At 61.9% G+C, this 14,612-nt stretch carries 12 protein-coding genes; all 12 read left to right on the forward strand.

What is annotated here, in order from left to right; all coding sequences use genetic code 11:
- Positions 1 to 3: 3 nt before the first annotated feature.
- The 12 genes from AMK00_RS10680 (at position 4) to AMK00_RS10735 (ending at position 14,612) form a co-directional block, all read left to right on the forward strand.
- A complete protein-coding gene (locus AMK00_RS10680) occupies positions 4 to 1,572 on the forward strand; it encodes an ABC transporter ATP-binding protein (protein ID WP_064810372.1) in 1,569 nt (522 codons plus the stop codon).
- Positions 1,562 to 2,647, forward strand: a complete 1,086-nt coding sequence (locus AMK00_RS10685) for an ABC transporter permease (RefSeq protein ID WP_064810373.1) — start codon at positions 1,562 to 1,564, stop codon at positions 2,645 to 2,647. The genes AMK00_RS10680 and AMK00_RS10685 overlap by 11 nt, the downstream gene beginning before the upstream one ends.
- Positions 2,644 to 3,564, forward strand: coding sequence for an ABC transporter permease (locus AMK00_RS10690; protein ID WP_064810374.1), 921 nt, complete (start codon positions 2,644 to 2,646; stop codon positions 3,562 to 3,564). Before AMK00_RS10685 ends, AMK00_RS10690 begins: the two co-directional genes overlap by 4 nt.
- A 55-nt stretch (positions 3,565 to 3,619) precedes the next feature.
- The gene (locus AMK00_RS10695; RefSeq protein WP_064810375.1) at positions 3,620 to 4,696 is read left to right on the forward strand and encodes a BMP family ABC transporter substrate-binding protein; all 1,077 of its coding nucleotides are present in this window, start codon (positions 3,620 to 3,622) and stop codon (positions 4,694 to 4,696) included.
- A 140-nt stretch (positions 4,697 to 4,836) separates the two neighbouring features.
- Positions 4,837 to 5,799 carry a galactofuranose ABC transporter, galactofuranose-binding protein YtfQ gene (ytfQ, locus tag AMK00_RS10700; RefSeq protein ID WP_064810376.1) on the forward strand — a complete coding sequence of 321 codons (963 nt, stop codon included), beginning with the start codon at positions 4,837 to 4,839 and terminating at the stop codon, positions 5,797 to 5,799.
- Positions 5,800 to 5,919: 120 nt separating this feature from the next.
- Positions 5,920 to 7,440 (forward strand): galactofuranose ABC transporter, ATP-binding protein YtfR, encoded by a 1,521-nt coding sequence (ytfR, locus tag AMK00_RS10705; protein ID WP_064810377.1) that lies wholly within the window; start codon positions 5,920 to 5,922, stop codon positions 7,438 to 7,440.
- A complete protein-coding gene (locus AMK00_RS10710) occupies positions 7,437 to 8,441 on the forward strand; it encodes an ABC transporter permease (protein WP_064802547.1) in 1,005 nt (334 codons plus the stop codon). The genes ytfR and AMK00_RS10710 overlap by 4 nt, the downstream gene beginning before the upstream one ends.
- A gap of 5 nt (positions 8,442 to 8,446) precedes the next feature.
- Positions 8,447 to 9,415: a galactofuranose ABC transporter, permease protein YjfF gene (yjfF, locus tag AMK00_RS10715; RefSeq protein ID WP_064802549.1), complete on the forward strand. Its 969-nt coding sequence runs from the start codon at positions 8,447 to 8,449 to the stop codon at positions 9,413 to 9,415.
- Positions 9,416 to 9,431: 16 nt separating this feature from the next.
- Positions 9,432 to 10,217, forward strand: coding sequence for a FadR/GntR family transcriptional regulator (locus tag AMK00_RS10720; RefSeq protein ID WP_064811694.1), 786 nt, complete (start codon positions 9,432 to 9,434; stop codon positions 10,215 to 10,217).
- A 165-nt stretch (positions 10,218 to 10,382) separates the two neighbouring features.
- Positions 10,383 to 11,744: a bifunctional UDP-N-acetylglucosamine diphosphorylase/glucosamine-1-phosphate N-acetyltransferase GlmU gene (gene glmU / locus AMK00_RS10725; RefSeq protein WP_064810378.1), complete on the forward strand. Its 1,362-nt coding sequence runs from the start codon at positions 10,383 to 10,385 to the stop codon at positions 11,742 to 11,744.
- 198 nt (positions 11,745 to 11,942) lie between these two features.
- Positions 11,943 to 13,769: a glutamine--fructose-6-phosphate transaminase (isomerizing) gene (gene glmS / locus AMK00_RS10730; protein WP_064810379.1), complete on the forward strand. Its 1,827-nt coding sequence runs from the start codon at positions 11,943 to 11,945 to the stop codon at positions 13,767 to 13,769.
- Positions 13,770 to 13,904: 135 nt separating this feature from the next.
- The gene (locus AMK00_RS10735; RefSeq protein WP_037118645.1) at positions 13,905 to 14,612 is read left to right on the forward strand and encodes a DUF502 domain-containing protein; all 708 of its coding nucleotides are present in this window, start codon (positions 13,905 to 13,907) and stop codon (positions 14,610 to 14,612) included.

The following is a 14,612-nucleotide window of genomic DNA, read 5'->3' on the forward strand; positions in this document are numbered from 1 at the left end:
AACGTGTCTGCATTGAATGTGCCGGATTCCGGTGCGTTGTTATCCGTCCAGAAGCTGACGAAGTTTTTCGGTGGCTTTGCCGCCTGCAATGACATCGATCTCGACATCGCGCGGGGCGAAATTCATGCACTTCTCGGCGAGAATGGCGCAGGCAAATCCACATTGGTCAAGATGCTGTTCGGCGTGCTGGAGCCGACGCACGGTCAGATCCGCTGGGAAGACAGACAGGTCGCCATCACCTCGCCGGGCCAAGCCCGCAAGGTTGGCATAGGCATGGTCTTTCAGCATTTTTCGCTGTTCGAGGCGCTGACGGTGGCCGAAAACATCGCGCTGTCGCTCGACGACGCCATCCCGATCGACAGGATCGCCGCGGAGGCGAGGGCGCTGTCGCACGCCTACGGCCTGCCGCTCGATCCGCATGCCCATGTCGCCGATCTCTCCGTCGGCGAGCGCCAGCGCATCGAGATCGTCCGGGCGCTGCTGCAGAACCCGAAGCTGATTATTCTCGACGAGCCGACCTCGGTGCTGACGCCGCAGGAAGCCGACAAGCTGTTCGAGACGCTGTTCAAGCTGCGCGCCGAGGGCCGTTCGGTTCTTTATATCAGCCATCGCCTGGAGGAGGTGCAGCGCATCTGCGATCGCGCCACCGTGCTGCGCCATGGCCGGGTGACCGGCGCCTGTGATCCCAGGCAGGAAACCCCTGCTTCGCTCGCCCGCATGATGGTCGGCAGTGAAGTGGCGACCGTCACCCATCCCGAGCGCAGCGACAGGGGCGAGGTGCAGCTTGCCGTTTCGAATCTGTCGGTTGCCGCGCGCACGCCCTTTGCCATGCCGTTGCGCGACGTCTCCATGACGGTGTGTTCGGGTGAGATCCTGGCTATTGCCGGTGTGGCGGGCAACGGCCAGAGCGAGCTGTTCGACGCGCTGTCGGGCGAGTATCCGGTTGCCTTCGCCGAAGCGATCATCATTCGCAAGAAGCCCATAGGCACTCAGGGCATTACCGCCCGTCGCCTGCTCGGCGCCGGTTTCGTGCCGGAGGAGCGGCACGGGCACGCGGCCGTTTCCGCCATGAAGCTGTCCGACAATCTGGTGCTGGCCCGCAGCCAGTCGGATCGCAAAGCCTTTCTGGGCGTGCTCGGCATCATCAGACAGGGCGCGGTAAAGTCTGCGGCGCGGCGCATTTCCGAAGCGATGGATGTCCGCAAGAGCGGTGACGATCCCGCCGCCGGCTCGCTCTCAGGCGGTAATCTGCAGAAATTCATCGTCGGCCGCGAGCTCGACCGCCAGCCGGCCGTCCTCGTCGTCAACCAGCCGACCTGGGGCGTCGATGCGGGAGCCGCAAGCCGCATTCGCCAGGCGCTCGTCGATCTGGCAAAGGCCGGCTCCGCCGTCGTCGTGATCAGCCAGGACCTTGACGAAATCTTCGAAGTGGCAACCGATATCGCCGTCATCTCCGAGGGGCGCCTTTCCCGGCCCTATCCGGCCGGCGAACTCACCCGCGAAAAGATCGGCCTGCTGATGGGCGGCCTGCATGAGGGCAGCTCGGCCGCGGAGACTGCCGATGCGCATTGAACTGGAAAAACGTCCCGACGTCTCGAAGCTCTTCGCCTTCGTCTCGCCGCTCCTGGCCCTTGCCCTGACGCTCGCTTTCGGCGCCATCATGTTTGCCATGCTCGGCAAAGACCCCGTCGAGGCGCTCGATGCATTCTTCGTCGAGCCGCTGCTCGAGGTCTGGTCGCTGCACGAGCTGGCGATCAAGGCAGCACCGCTGATCCTGATCGCCGTCGGCCTTGCCGTCAGCTACCGCTCGAACAACTGGAATATCGGCGCCGAGGGGCAGTTCACCATCGGCGCCATTACCGGCTCCTATCTGCCGATCGTCTTTTACGACTGGCATTCGCCGCTCGTTCTGCCGCTGATGCTGCTGCTTGGGGCGCTCGGCGGCGCGCTTTTTGCCGCCATTCCGGCGCTGTTGAAGGCCCATTTCAACACCAATGAGATCCTGACATCGCTGATGCTGGTCTATATCGCCCAGCTCTTCCTCGATTGGCTGGTGCGCGGCGCCTGGCGCGATCCGCAGGGATTCAACTTCCCGGTCTCGCGGGATTTCGCACCCGAAGCCGTGCTGCCGGCGATCTGGGAGGAATCCGGCCGGGCCCACTGGGCCTTCATCTTTGCCATCATCGCAGCGATCGGCGTCTGGTTCATGCTGCGCTATACGCTGAAAGGCTTCGAGATCGTCGTCCTCGGCCAGTCGGAGCGGGCAGGGCGCTTTGCCGGCTTCTCGTCGAAGAAGATGATCTGGTTCAGCTTTCTCTTCTCGGGCGCGCTTGCTGGCCTTGCCGGGATATCAGAGGTCTCCGGCTCGATCGGCCACCTGCAGCCGGCCATCTCGCCGGGATACGGCTTCACCGCCATCATCGTCGCCTTCCTTGGCCGGCTCAATCCGCTCGGCATCATCGCGTCCGGCCTGGTGCTGGCGCTGACCTATCTCGGCGGCGAGGCGGCGCAGCTGTCGCTCGGCGTCTCCGACAAGGTCACGCGTGTTTTCCAGGGGCTGCTGCTTTTCTTTGTGCTCTCCTGCGACACGCTGATCTACTACAAAATCCGCATTGTCTGGTCGCGGGTCAGGGGCGTGGGGGTATGAGCATCTTCGAAGCCATTCTGCTGACGGTTATCACCGCCTCGACGCCGCTCGTCATCGCCGCGCTCGGCGAACTCGTGGCGGAACGCTCCGGCGTTCTCAATCTCGGCGTCGAAGGCATGATGATCATGGGCGCGGTTGCCGCTTTTGCCGGCGCGCAGCTATCGGGCTCGCCCTATGTCGGGATCATCTGCGGCATAGTGGCGGGTGCGCTGTTCTCGCTGCTGTTCGCCTTCCTGACGCTGACGCTGGTGGCCAACCAGGTGGCGACGGGACTGGCGCTTACGCTTCTCGGTCTCGGCGCATCCGGCATGCTCGGTGAGCCCTATGTCAGCGTTCCCGGCATTCGCCTCGAAGAGATCGTCGTTCCCGTCCTGTCGGATATTCCCGTCATCGGCCATGTGCTGTTCAGGCAGGATCTGATCTTCTACCTGTCGATTGCGCTTGTGATCGGCGTCAGCTGGTTCCTGTTTCGCAGCCGGGCCGGGCTGAAACTGAGAGCGATCGGCGACAGTCATACGTCGGCCCATGCGCTCGGCATCGGTGTCATCCGCACGCGCTACCTGGCGGTAATGTTCGGCGGCGCCTGCGCCGGTCTTGCCGGCGCGCAGCTGTCGCTCGTCTATACGCCGCAATGGGCGGAGAACATGTCCGCCGGCCGCGGCTGGATCACCTTGGCGCTTGTCGTTTTCGCCTCCTGGCGGCCATGGCGGGTCTTTGCCGGCGGGTATCTCTTCGGCGCGGTCACCATCCTGCAGCTGCACGCGCAAGCCTTCGGCCTCGGCATTCCCTCGCAGTTCCTTTCGATGCTGCCCTATGCCGCGACTATTGTGGTTCTCATCATCATTTCCCATAATCGGCGCACGACGTTGATCAACACGCCGGCGTCGCTCGGAAAGGCCTTTGTGCCGGAGCGATAAGGCAACAAGATCAAGGACGGATTTCCGCAATAACTTCAAACCAACAGGGGTCACCATGAAAAAATTCGCATTCGCACTCGCCGCTTCGGCTGCCGCCGTGATCGGCATTTCCTCCGCCGCTCAAGCCGCGGACAAGACGAAGGTCTGCTTCGTCTATGTCGGTTCGCACACCGATGGCGGTTATTCGCAGGCCCACGACCTCGGCCGCCAGCAGGTCCAGGCGGAATTCGGCGACAAGATCGAAACGCCATACCTCGAAAACGTCCCGGAAGGCCCGGACGCCGAGCGCGCCATCGAGCGCCTTGCCCGCTCCGGCTGCAAGCTGATCTTCACGACCTCCTTCGGCTTCATGGATGCGACTGTGAAGGTCGCCGCCAAGTTCCCGAAGGTCAAGTTCGAGCATGGCACCGGCTACAAGACTGGCCCGAATCTCGCGACCTACAACTCGCGATTCTATGAGGGCCGCTATATCCTCGGCCAGATCGCCGCCAAGACCTCGAAGAATCACGGCGCCGCCTACATCGCTTCCTTCCCGATTCCCGAAGTGGTGATGGGCATCAACTCCTTCGAGCAGGGTGCGAAGTCGATCGACCCGAGCTTCAAGCTGAAGGTCATCTGGGTCAACACCTGGTTCGACCCCGGCAAGGAAGCCGATGCCGCCAAGGCAATGGTCGACCAAGGCGTCGACGTCCTGACGCAGCACACCGATACAACTGCGCCGATGCAGGTTGCCGAAGAACGCGGCATCCATGCGTTCGGTCAGGCGTCCGACATGATCGCAGCCGGCCCGAAGGCGCAGCTGACGGCGATCGTCGACACCTGGGGCGCCTACTACTCCAAACGTGTGCACGCGCTGCTGGACGGCACCTGGAAGTCGGAACAGAGCTGGGACGGCCTGAAAGATGGCATCCTGAAGATGGCGCCCTATACCAACATGCCTGACGACGTGAAAAAGATGGCCGAGGAAACCGAAGCCAAGATCAAATCGGGCGAGCTGCATCCCTTCACTGGCCCGATCAACAAGCAGGACGGCACGCCCTGGCTGAAGGCGGGCGAGAAGGCAGATGACGCCACGCTGCTCGGCATGAACTTCTATGTCGAAGGTGTCGACGACAAGCTGCCGGCGCAATAATTCCGCAGGCTTTGCAACTTCCAAGGGCGTCCCGGCGGGCGCCCTTTTTCTTCTGTAACGCTAAAAAAAGTGATTGCCAAAAGTAATACTATATGATTTTTTGACCCTGCGCCGCGAAGGAGCGGCATTGGGAGGATATCATGAAATTGAAGACTGCACTTTTGAGTGCCACGGTTCTGGCTGCCTGCATGTTCGGTTCGGCTTCGGCCGGTGGCTTGACGGTCGGCTTCTCGCAGATCGGCTCGGAATCGGGCTGGCGTGCGGCTGAAACCACTGTCACCAAGGAACAGGCCAAGAAGCGCGGCATCGATCTGAAGTTTGCCGACGCGCAGCAGAAGCAGGAAAATCAGATCAAGGCTTTGCGCTCCTTCATTGCTCAGGGCGTTGATGCCATTCTGATCGCTCCGGTTGTCGAAACCGGCTGGGACGACGTTCTGAAGGAAGCCAAGGAAGCCAAGATCCCGGTCATCCTTCTCGACCGCACCATCAAGGCCCCCGACGATCTGTACCTGACGGCCGTCACGTCGGATCTCGTTCACGAAGGCAAGGTCGCAGGCGACTTCCTGGTGAAGACTGTCGGCGATAAGAAGTGCAACGTCGTCGAACTGCAGGGCACAACCGGCTCGTCGCCGGCGATCGCCCGCAAGAAGGGTTTCGAAGAAGCTCTTGCCGGCCATGACAACCTCAAGATCGTTCGTAGCCAGACCGGTGACTTCACCCGCACCAAGGGCAAGGAAGTCATGGAAAGCTTCCTGAAGGCCGAGAACGGCGGCAAGGATATCTGCGCTCTTTATGCCCATAACGACGACATGGCCGTCGGCGCCATTCAGGCGATCAAGGAAGCCGGCCTGAAGCCCGGTAAGGATATCCTCGTCGTCTCCATCGACGCCGTGCCCGATATCTTCAAGGCGATGTCCGAAGGCGAGTCCAATGCCACCGTCGAGCTGACGCCGAACATGGCTGGTCCGGCCTTCGACGCGCTCGATGCCTATCTGAAGGACAAGAAGGCTCCGCCGAAGTGGATTCAGACTGAGTCCAAGCTCTACACGCCTTCCGACGAGCCGATGAAGGTCTACGAAGAGAAGAAGGGTCAGGGCTACTGATTTGAACCTGGAACCGCACTGGCCCATCATGGGCCGGTGCGGAACTGCCGGTGCCGGATCGGGCGTCATGCCCGGTCTCGGCGCGGGCGCACGGCGCAATATCAGGACACAGCAGCCCTCATGGTTCACAATAACGAGAATATTCTCGCAGCCTCGGCCATATCCAAGTTTTTTCCCGGCGCCGTCGCCTTGGACAAGGTGGATTTCACGCTGCGCCGCGGTGAGGTTCATGCGCTTCTCGGCGAGAACGGTGCCGGAAAATCGACGCTGATCAAGTGCATCACAGGCGCCTATCATCGCGACGGCGGCAGCATGGTGCTTGACGGCCAGGAAATCAATCCGGCCAACACGCTCGCCGCCCAGAAGCTGGGTATCGGCACCGTCTATCAGGAGGTCAACCTCCTCACCAATCTGAGTGTCGCCGAAAACCTGTTTCTCGGACGCCAGCCGAGGCGGTTCGGTATGACCGACGTGCGCGCGATGAACCGCAAGGCGCGCGAACTGCTCGCCGGCTACGGCATCGATATTGACGTCACCGCCGAACTCGGACGTTTCTCCGTCGCCGTCCAGCAGGTCGTCGCCATCGCCCGTGCCGTCGATCTCTCCGGCAAGGTGCTGATCCTCGACGAACCGACGGCCAGCCTCGACAACCAGGAAGTGGCGCTGCTCTTCCGGATCATTGAGGGCCTGAAGAAGCGCGGGCTCGGCATCGTCTTCATTACCCATTTCCTCGAGCAGGTTTATGCGATCAGCGACCGAATCACTGTGCTGCGCAACGGAAAGCTCGTCGGCACCCGCGATGCTGCCGAACTGCCGCGCCAGGGCCTGATTGCCATGATGCTCGGCCGGGAGCTCGCCCAGGCCGAAGAGACGGTCGGGGAGCGCAGCATCGCAGCCGGCGAGGTCCGGTATCGTTTTTCCGGCTACGGCAAACGCGGCAAGGTCAAGCCCTTCGATCTCGATGTGCGCGCCGGTGAGGTGGTTGGCGTGGCCGGTCTGCTCGGTTCCGGGCGCACCGAAACCGCCGAATTGCTGTTCGGCGTCGAACATGCCGACAGCGGCAGTGCGACGATCGATGGCCAGCCCGTCACCCTTTCCAGCCCGCGCGCTGCAATCGAAAAGGGTTTCGGCTTCTGCCCTGAGGACCGCAAGACCGATGGCATCGTCGGCGACCTGTCGATCCGGGAAAATATCGCGCTGGCGCTGCAGGCTCGCCGCGGCTGGACCCGACCACTGTCGCGCGCCGAGCAGAATGCGCTCGCCGACCGCTATATCAAGGCGCTCGACATCCGCACCACCGACCGCGAAAAGCCGATCCGGCTGCTCTCCGGCGGCAACCAGCAGAAGGCGATCCTCGCCCGCTGGCTGGCAACCAATCCGAAGTTTCTCATCCTCGACGAGCCAACTCGCGGCATCGATGTCGGCGCCCATGCCGAGATCATCCGGCTCATCGAACAGCTCTGCACCGAAGGCATGTCTTTGATCGTAATTTCCTCGGAACTTGAAGAGCTTGTCGCCTATAGTTCACGTGTCATCGTGCTTCGCGACAGGCAGCATATCGCTGAACTCACGGGCGAGCGCATCACCGCCGCCGCTATCGTCGATGCCATCGCCGCCGCCGAGCACAAGGAGGAAGCATGAAATCCTCCCGGAATGCGCTGGCTTATCGCCTGGCGCCGCAGTTGATCGCTCTCCTGGTCATTCTTCTGTTGAATTTCATAACGTCGCCGCAGTTTTTTAACGTGGTGGTTCAGAACGGACGCCTCTATGGCAGCCTGATCGACGTGCTCAATCGCGGCGCGCCGGTGGCTTTATTGGCGATCGGCATGACGCTGGTGATTGCCACCAAGGGCATCGATCTTTCCGTCGGCGCGGTCATCGCCATTTGCGGTGCCGTTGCCGCATCCTCGATTGTTTCGGGAAATTCAGTCGCTTATACGGTTCTCCTGACGTTAATGATCGGGCTTGCCTGCGGCGTTTGGAACGGCTTCCTGGTGGCAATCCTCAACATCCAGCCGATCATTGCCACTCTGGTGCTGATGGTGGCCGGCCGCGGCATCGCCCAGCTCATCACCGAGGGCGCCATCCTGACCTTCAACGATGACGGTTTGATCTTCTTCGGCAGCGGCTCCATGGCGCTCCTGCCGATGCCGGTCGTCATCTGGCTGCTCGTCGGCCTGCTCGTCATCCTGCTCGTTCGCCGCACGGCGCTCGGCATGCTGCTTGAGGCTGTCGGCGTCAACCGACGCGCCAGCACGCTCTCCGGCATTCAGACGCCGGTGCTGCTGATGGCCGTCTACATGCTGAGCGGGCTCTGCGCCTCGATCGCGGGCATTATCGTCGCGGCCGACATCAAGGGCGCCGATGCCAACAATGCCGGTCTCTGGCTGGAGCTTGATGCCATCCTCGCCGTCGTTGTCGGCGGCAATTCGCTGCTCGGCGGACGGTTCAGTATTGTCGGGTCGCTGATCGGAGCGATGATCATCCAGGCGGTCAACACCGGCATCCTGTCCTCCGGATTTCCGCCCGAGTTCAACCTGATCATCAAGGCGGTCATCATCATCGTGATCCTCGTCATTCAGTCGCCGGCGGTGCAATCGCTCGCCATCTTCGCCAGCCGCCGGCAGGGCGGAAGGGAGTAGCCGAAATGAACTCCAAATATCTGCCGCTGCTTGCGACCATCGTCATCTTCGTGCTCGCCTATGCCGGCTGCACGCTGCAATATCCCAACATGCTGTCGACGCGCGTCATCGGCAATCTCTTGACCGACAACGCCTTTCTCGGCATTGCCGCGGTCGGCATGACCTTCGTTATCATCTCCGGTGGCATCGATCTGTCGATCGGTTCGATCATCGCCTTCACCGGCGTCTTCCTCGCGGTGATCCTGCAGAATACCTCGATCCATCCGCTTCTTGCTTTCGCGCTCGTTCTCGTCATCACCACCGCCTTCGGCGCCATCATGGGCGCGATCATCCACTATCTCGAAATGCCGGCCTTCATCGTGACGCTTGCCGGTATGTTCCTGGCGCGCGGTATCGCCTTTGTGCTCTCGATCGACAGCATTCCGATCAACCACGACTATTATTCGACGCTGACGAGCCTCTATTGGCGGCTGCCCGGAGGCGGGCGGCTGACGCTGATCGGCGCCATCATGCTTCTCGTCTTCGCCGCCGGCATTTTCATTGCCCACCGCACCCGCTTCGGCACCAATGTCTATGCGCTCGGCGGCGGTCCGCAGACGGCGCGGCTGATGGGCGTACCGGTCGGCCGCACGACGATCCAGATCTATGCGCTGTCGGGTTTTCTCGCCGGCCTATCCGGAATCGTTTTTTCGCTGTACACCTCTGCTGGATATTCTCTTGCGGCGGTCGGCGTCGAACTCGACGCCATCGCGGCAGTCGTCATCGGAGGGACGCTGCTGACCGGAGGAGCGGGATTCGTGGCGGGAACCTTGATCGGTATCCTGATCCAGGGGCTCATTCAGACCTACATCACCTTCGACGGCACGCTGTCGAGCTGGTGGACGAAGATCCTGATCGGCCTTCTGCTGTTTGCATTCATCCTGATGCAGAAGGCGATCCTGTTCCTTTCCAGTCTGAACAAGAGGTATGCCTGAGGAGGAGACGGATCGCTTGCGCAACAAATTGATCGAGACACGCAAGACAGGGCGCCGGACCCGGACGAGCCATGCCCAGGTGGTCGACGAGCTCGGCAAGGCGATCGTCGCAGGCACCTATCCCGTCGGCTCGATCTTGCCGGGCGATACGGAACTGGCGCAACGCTTCAAGGTGTCGCGCACGGTCTTGCGCGAGACGATGAAGACGCTCGCCGCCAAAGGCATGGTCGTCGCCAAGGCGCGCGTCGGCACGCGTGTGACCGAGAAGAACCTCTGGAACATGTTCGACAGTGAGATTATCGCCTGGCACTTCGACAATGGTGTGACGGAAGAATTCCTGTTGCAGCTTTACGATATCCGCCTTGCCGTCGAACCCTTCGCCGCCGGCCTCGTCGCCGAGCGGGCCAATGCCGAGGAAATCGAGACGCTGCGCGGGCTGGCGGAGGAGATGGCGGCGAGAGACCATACGGCCGACAGCCTGGCGCTCGCCGACCTGCACTTTCATCTGGCGCTCGCCGAAGCCTCGCACAATCCCTTCATGCGCACCCTCGGCAGCCTTATCGAGGCGGCTCTCGTCGGCATGTTCCGTATCAGCACGCCGCCCTCCGAAAACGGGTTTGCCAACATTGCCGACACCCATATGCGCATCGTCGATGCCATCGCTTCCGGTGACAGCGCCGCAGCGCGCCGGGCGATGGAAGTCGTCATCCTGGACGGCCGCGATCATGTGCGCGAATCCTTTGCGGCCAGCGGCTCTCCTGATGTCATGGAGCCGCTTTCGCCGGAAATTTCACCTAAGTAAGGGCTTTGCCTGAGCTGTGACTTTGCCCTTCTTTGGAGACGCGCAAAGCACGCCAACGCACTTTCGATCCTTCCATCGCGGCTTCCGAAAATCGATTCCGATTTCAGGAATTATGCAGTATGAGGCAACAAAGCTGCCTCATGGCGCGGATTCGCGGAGCCGATCATGGAACGTACTTGCCTTGCCGTCATCCTTGCTGCCGGTGACAGCACGCGGATGAAATCCTCCAAATCGAAGGTGCTGCACCCGGTCGCCGGGCGGCCGATGATCGCCCATGTCGTCGAGGCAGTTGCTTCCGCCGGCATTTCCTCCGTTGCCCTTGTCGTCGGTCGCGACGCCGAGGAGGTGGCAAAGGCTGCAAGCATCGAAGGTGTCGGCGTCGAATCCTATCTGCAGCAGCAGCGCCTCGGCACCGGCCATGCCGTGCTGGCGGCGCGCGAAGCGATCGGCAGGGGTTATGACGATATTCTCGTCACCTATGGCGATGTGCCGCTGCAGACCGACGGCCCGTTGAAAGCCGCCCGCCGGGGTCTTGCCGATGGCAGCGACATCGTCGTCATCGGTTTCCACACCGACCGCCCGACCGGTTACGGCCGCCTGCTTGTCAAGGACGGCGAACTCATCGCCATCCGCGAAGAGAAAGATGCGACCGACGCCGAGCGGGCTGTGACCTGGTGCAACAGCGGTCTGATGGCGATCAACGGCCGCAAGGCGCTCGACCTTCTCTCGCGCATCGGCAATTCCAATGCCAAGGGCGAATTCTATCTGACCGATCTCGTCGAGATCGCCCGCTCGCTCGGCGGCCGCGTCACCGCCGTCGATGCGCCTGAAATCGAGATGACCGGCTGCAACAACCGCGCCGAACTCGCCGTCATCGAGCGCTTCTGGCAGGAGCGCCGCCGCCGCGAGATGATGCTGGCGGGCGTCACCATGATCGCACCGGAAACGGTGTTCCTCTCCTACGATACGGTCATCGGCCAGGATGCGCTGATCGAGCCGAACGTCGTCTTCGGTCCAGGCGCAGTGATCGACAGCGGCGCCGTCATTCACGCCTTCTCGCATATCGAAGGCGCCCATGTCAGTGAGGGCGCGACCGTCGGTCCCTTCGCCCGGCTGCGGCCGGGGGCCGATCTTGCCAATGGCTCGAAGGTCGGCAATTTCTGCGAAGTCAAGAACGGCCGGATCGGCGAGGGCGCCAAGGTCAACCACCTCACCTATATCGGCGATGCCGTCGTCGGCGCCGGCAGCAATATCGGTGCCGGCACGATCACCTGCAACTATGACGGGGTCAACAAGAGCGAAACGGTGATCGGCGAAAACGCCTTCATCGGCTCCAACTCCTCGCTGGTCGCACCGGTAACGATCGGCGACGGCGCCTATGTTGGCTCCGGCAGCGTTATCACCGCCGACGTCCCGGCCGATGCGCTGGCGCTCGGTCGCGCCCGCCAGGAGATCAAGCCCGAGCGTGCGAAGCTGCTGCGCGAACGCGCGCTCGCCATCAAAGCGGCGAAGAAGGCGAAAGCCTGAGGGACGTTTTGCGTAACCGGCGGAAATTGAAAGTGACCGCCGAGGCCATTGAGAAATAAGCGGAAATCGTTAGGACTGGCCTCGTTATCGGAGCCAAAAGCAATTCCAGCAAAAGTGCGTAGCGGTTTTTGCGTCCGGAAATTGCGCGGAGAAAACAGGAGAGCATTTTCGCGTAAATGCTCGAGTTGGGGATATTGCATGTGCGGAATTGTGGGGATCGTCGGAACTCAGCCTGTCGCCGGGCGTCTGGTCGATGCGCTGAAGCGTCTCGAATATCGCGGTTATGATTCCGCCGGTGTCGCCACCATCCATGAGGGCGTGATGGATCGCCGCCGCGCCGAGGGCAAGCTCTTCAATCTGGAAAAGCGCCTCGATGCCGAACCGCTGCCGGGTCTGGTCGGCATCGCCCATACGCGCTGGGCGACGCACGGCGTTCCCAACGAAACCAATGCCCATCCGCATTTCGTCGAAGGTGTTGCCGTCGTCCATAATGGCATCATCGAAAATTTCTCCGAGCTTCGCGACGAACTGACCGAGGAGGGTTCGGTCTTCGAAACCCAGACCGACACTGAGGTCGTCGCCCAGCTGATGGCAAAATATTTGCGCGAGGGCCTCGATCCGCGCGCCGCCATGTTGAAGATGTTGAACCGGGTGACCGGCGCCTATGCGTTGGCCGTCATGCTCAAGGACGATCCCGGCACGATCATGGCCGCCCGCTCCGGCCCGCCGCTTGCCGTCGGCTATGGCCGCGGCGAGATGTTCCTCGGTTCGGACGCCATCGCACTTTCGCCCTTCACCAATGAGATCACCTATCTCGTCGACGGCGACTGCGCCCTCATCACCCGCGACAGCGTCTCGGTCCTGGATTTCGCCGGCAGGCCGGTCAAACGCGCCCGCCAGATCTCGCAGGCGACCGCCTATGTGGTCGACAAGGGCAATCACCGCCACTTCATGGAAAAGGAAATCTACGAGCAGCCGGAGGTGATCTCCCATGCGCTGAGCCATTACGTCGATTTCGCCGAGAACACGATCAGCGCCAATGCCGCCGCGATCGATTTCAAGGCGGCGACTGGCCTGGTGATCTCGGCTTGCGGCACCGCCTATCTCGCCGGTCTCGTCGGCAAATACTGGTTCGAGCGTTATGCCCGCCTGCCGGTCGAGATCGACGTCGCCTCTGAATTCCGCTACCGCGAAATGCCGCTCTCGCCCTCGCAGGCGGCGCTCTTCATCTCGCAATCCGGCGAGACCGCCGATACGCTGGCCTCGCTGCGTTATTGCCGCGACAACGGGCTGAAGATCGGCGCCGTCGTCAACGTCCGCGAATCGACCATCGCCCGCGAATCCGATGCCGTCTTCCCGATCATGGCCGGCCCGGAAATCGGCGTCGCCTCGACCAAGGCCTTCACCTGCCAGCTCGCCGTGCTGGCATCGCTGGCGATCGGCGCCGGCAAGGCGCGCGGCACGGTCAGCGCTGAGGAGGAGAGGGCGCTGGTGCGCCATCTCGCCGAAATGCCGCGCGTCATGAGCCGGGTGCTGAACCTCATCCAGCCGCAGATGGAAAGCCTGTCGCGGGAACTGTCGAAATGCAGGGACGTGCTCTATCTCGGCCGCGGCACCAGCTTCCCGCTTGCCATGGAAGGCGCGCTGAAGCTCAAGGAAATCTCCTATATCCATGCCGAAGGCTATGCCGCCGGCGAACTGAAGCACGGTCCGATCGCGCTGATCGACGAGAACATGCCTGTCATCGTCATCGCCCCCTATGACCGCTTCTTCGAAAAGACCGTCTCCAACATGCAGGAAGTCGCAGCCCGTGGCGGCCGCATCATCTTCATCACCGACGAAGCGGGTGCAGCGGCCTCGAAACTGCCGACCATGGCGACGATTACCCTGCCTGTCGTCGATGAAATCATCGCGCCGATGATCTTCTCGTTGCCGATCCAACTGCTCGCCTATCACACCGCCGTCTTCATGGGCACCGATGTCGATCAGCCGCGCAATCTGGCGAAATCCGTGACCGTGGAATAAGCCTCTAGGGGCGGGATCTTCGCGCCGAAACATATTGTGCGACGCCCCGAATTCTGGCAATTTTGGTGTGCGGACAAGGGGGAAGGGCCGGCGTTCCGGCCCGTCCAGGACTGAGATGGAGTTCATCAGGAAGAGATGGCCGACAACGCCCCCAGAATGCCGGTCGCGACCCGGCTGAGGAATAATTTTCTCGCAGGCCTGATCATCTGCGCGCCGATCGCGATTACCATCTGGTTGACCTGGACCTTCATCCATTGGTCGGACAGCTGGGTGAGGCCCTATATTCCGGCGCGCTGGAATCCGGAAAGCTATCTCAATTTCGCCATTCCCGGTTTCGGCCTGCTGATCGCCGTCGTGCTCATCACCGTCGTCGGCTTCCTCGGCAAAAACCTTATCGGCCAGAGCATCGTCCGTTTCGGCGAATCGATCGTGCAGCGTATGCCGCTGGTGCGCACGATCTATAAAAGCGTGAAGCAGATTTTCGAAACCGTGCTGAAGGAGCAGGCGAACTCCTTCAAGAAGGTGGGCCTTATCGAATATCCAAGCCCGGGCCTATGGGCGCTGGTCTTCGTCGCCACCGACGCCAAGGGCGAGATCGCCTCGAAGTTCAACGCCATGGGCCAGGATATGGTCGCCGTCTTCCTGCCGCCGACGCCGGTGCCGACGGCCGGCTTCCTCGTCTTCGTGCCGCGTGAAAAAATCGTCATGCTCGATATGAGCCCGGAAGACGCCGCCAAATTCCTGATTTCGGGCGGGCTTGTCGCCCCCGGACACACGCCATCCGAGCCGAAGCCGAAGCATCTGCCGCGGCCGAAGCCGGTAGCGGTTTCAAAAGCGGATTGA

Origin of the sequence: Rhizobium sp. N621 (assembly GCF_001664325.1) — a bacterium.
Taxonomy (GTDB): Bacteria; Pseudomonadota; Alphaproteobacteria; order Rhizobiales; family Rhizobiaceae; genus Rhizobium; species Rhizobium esperanzae.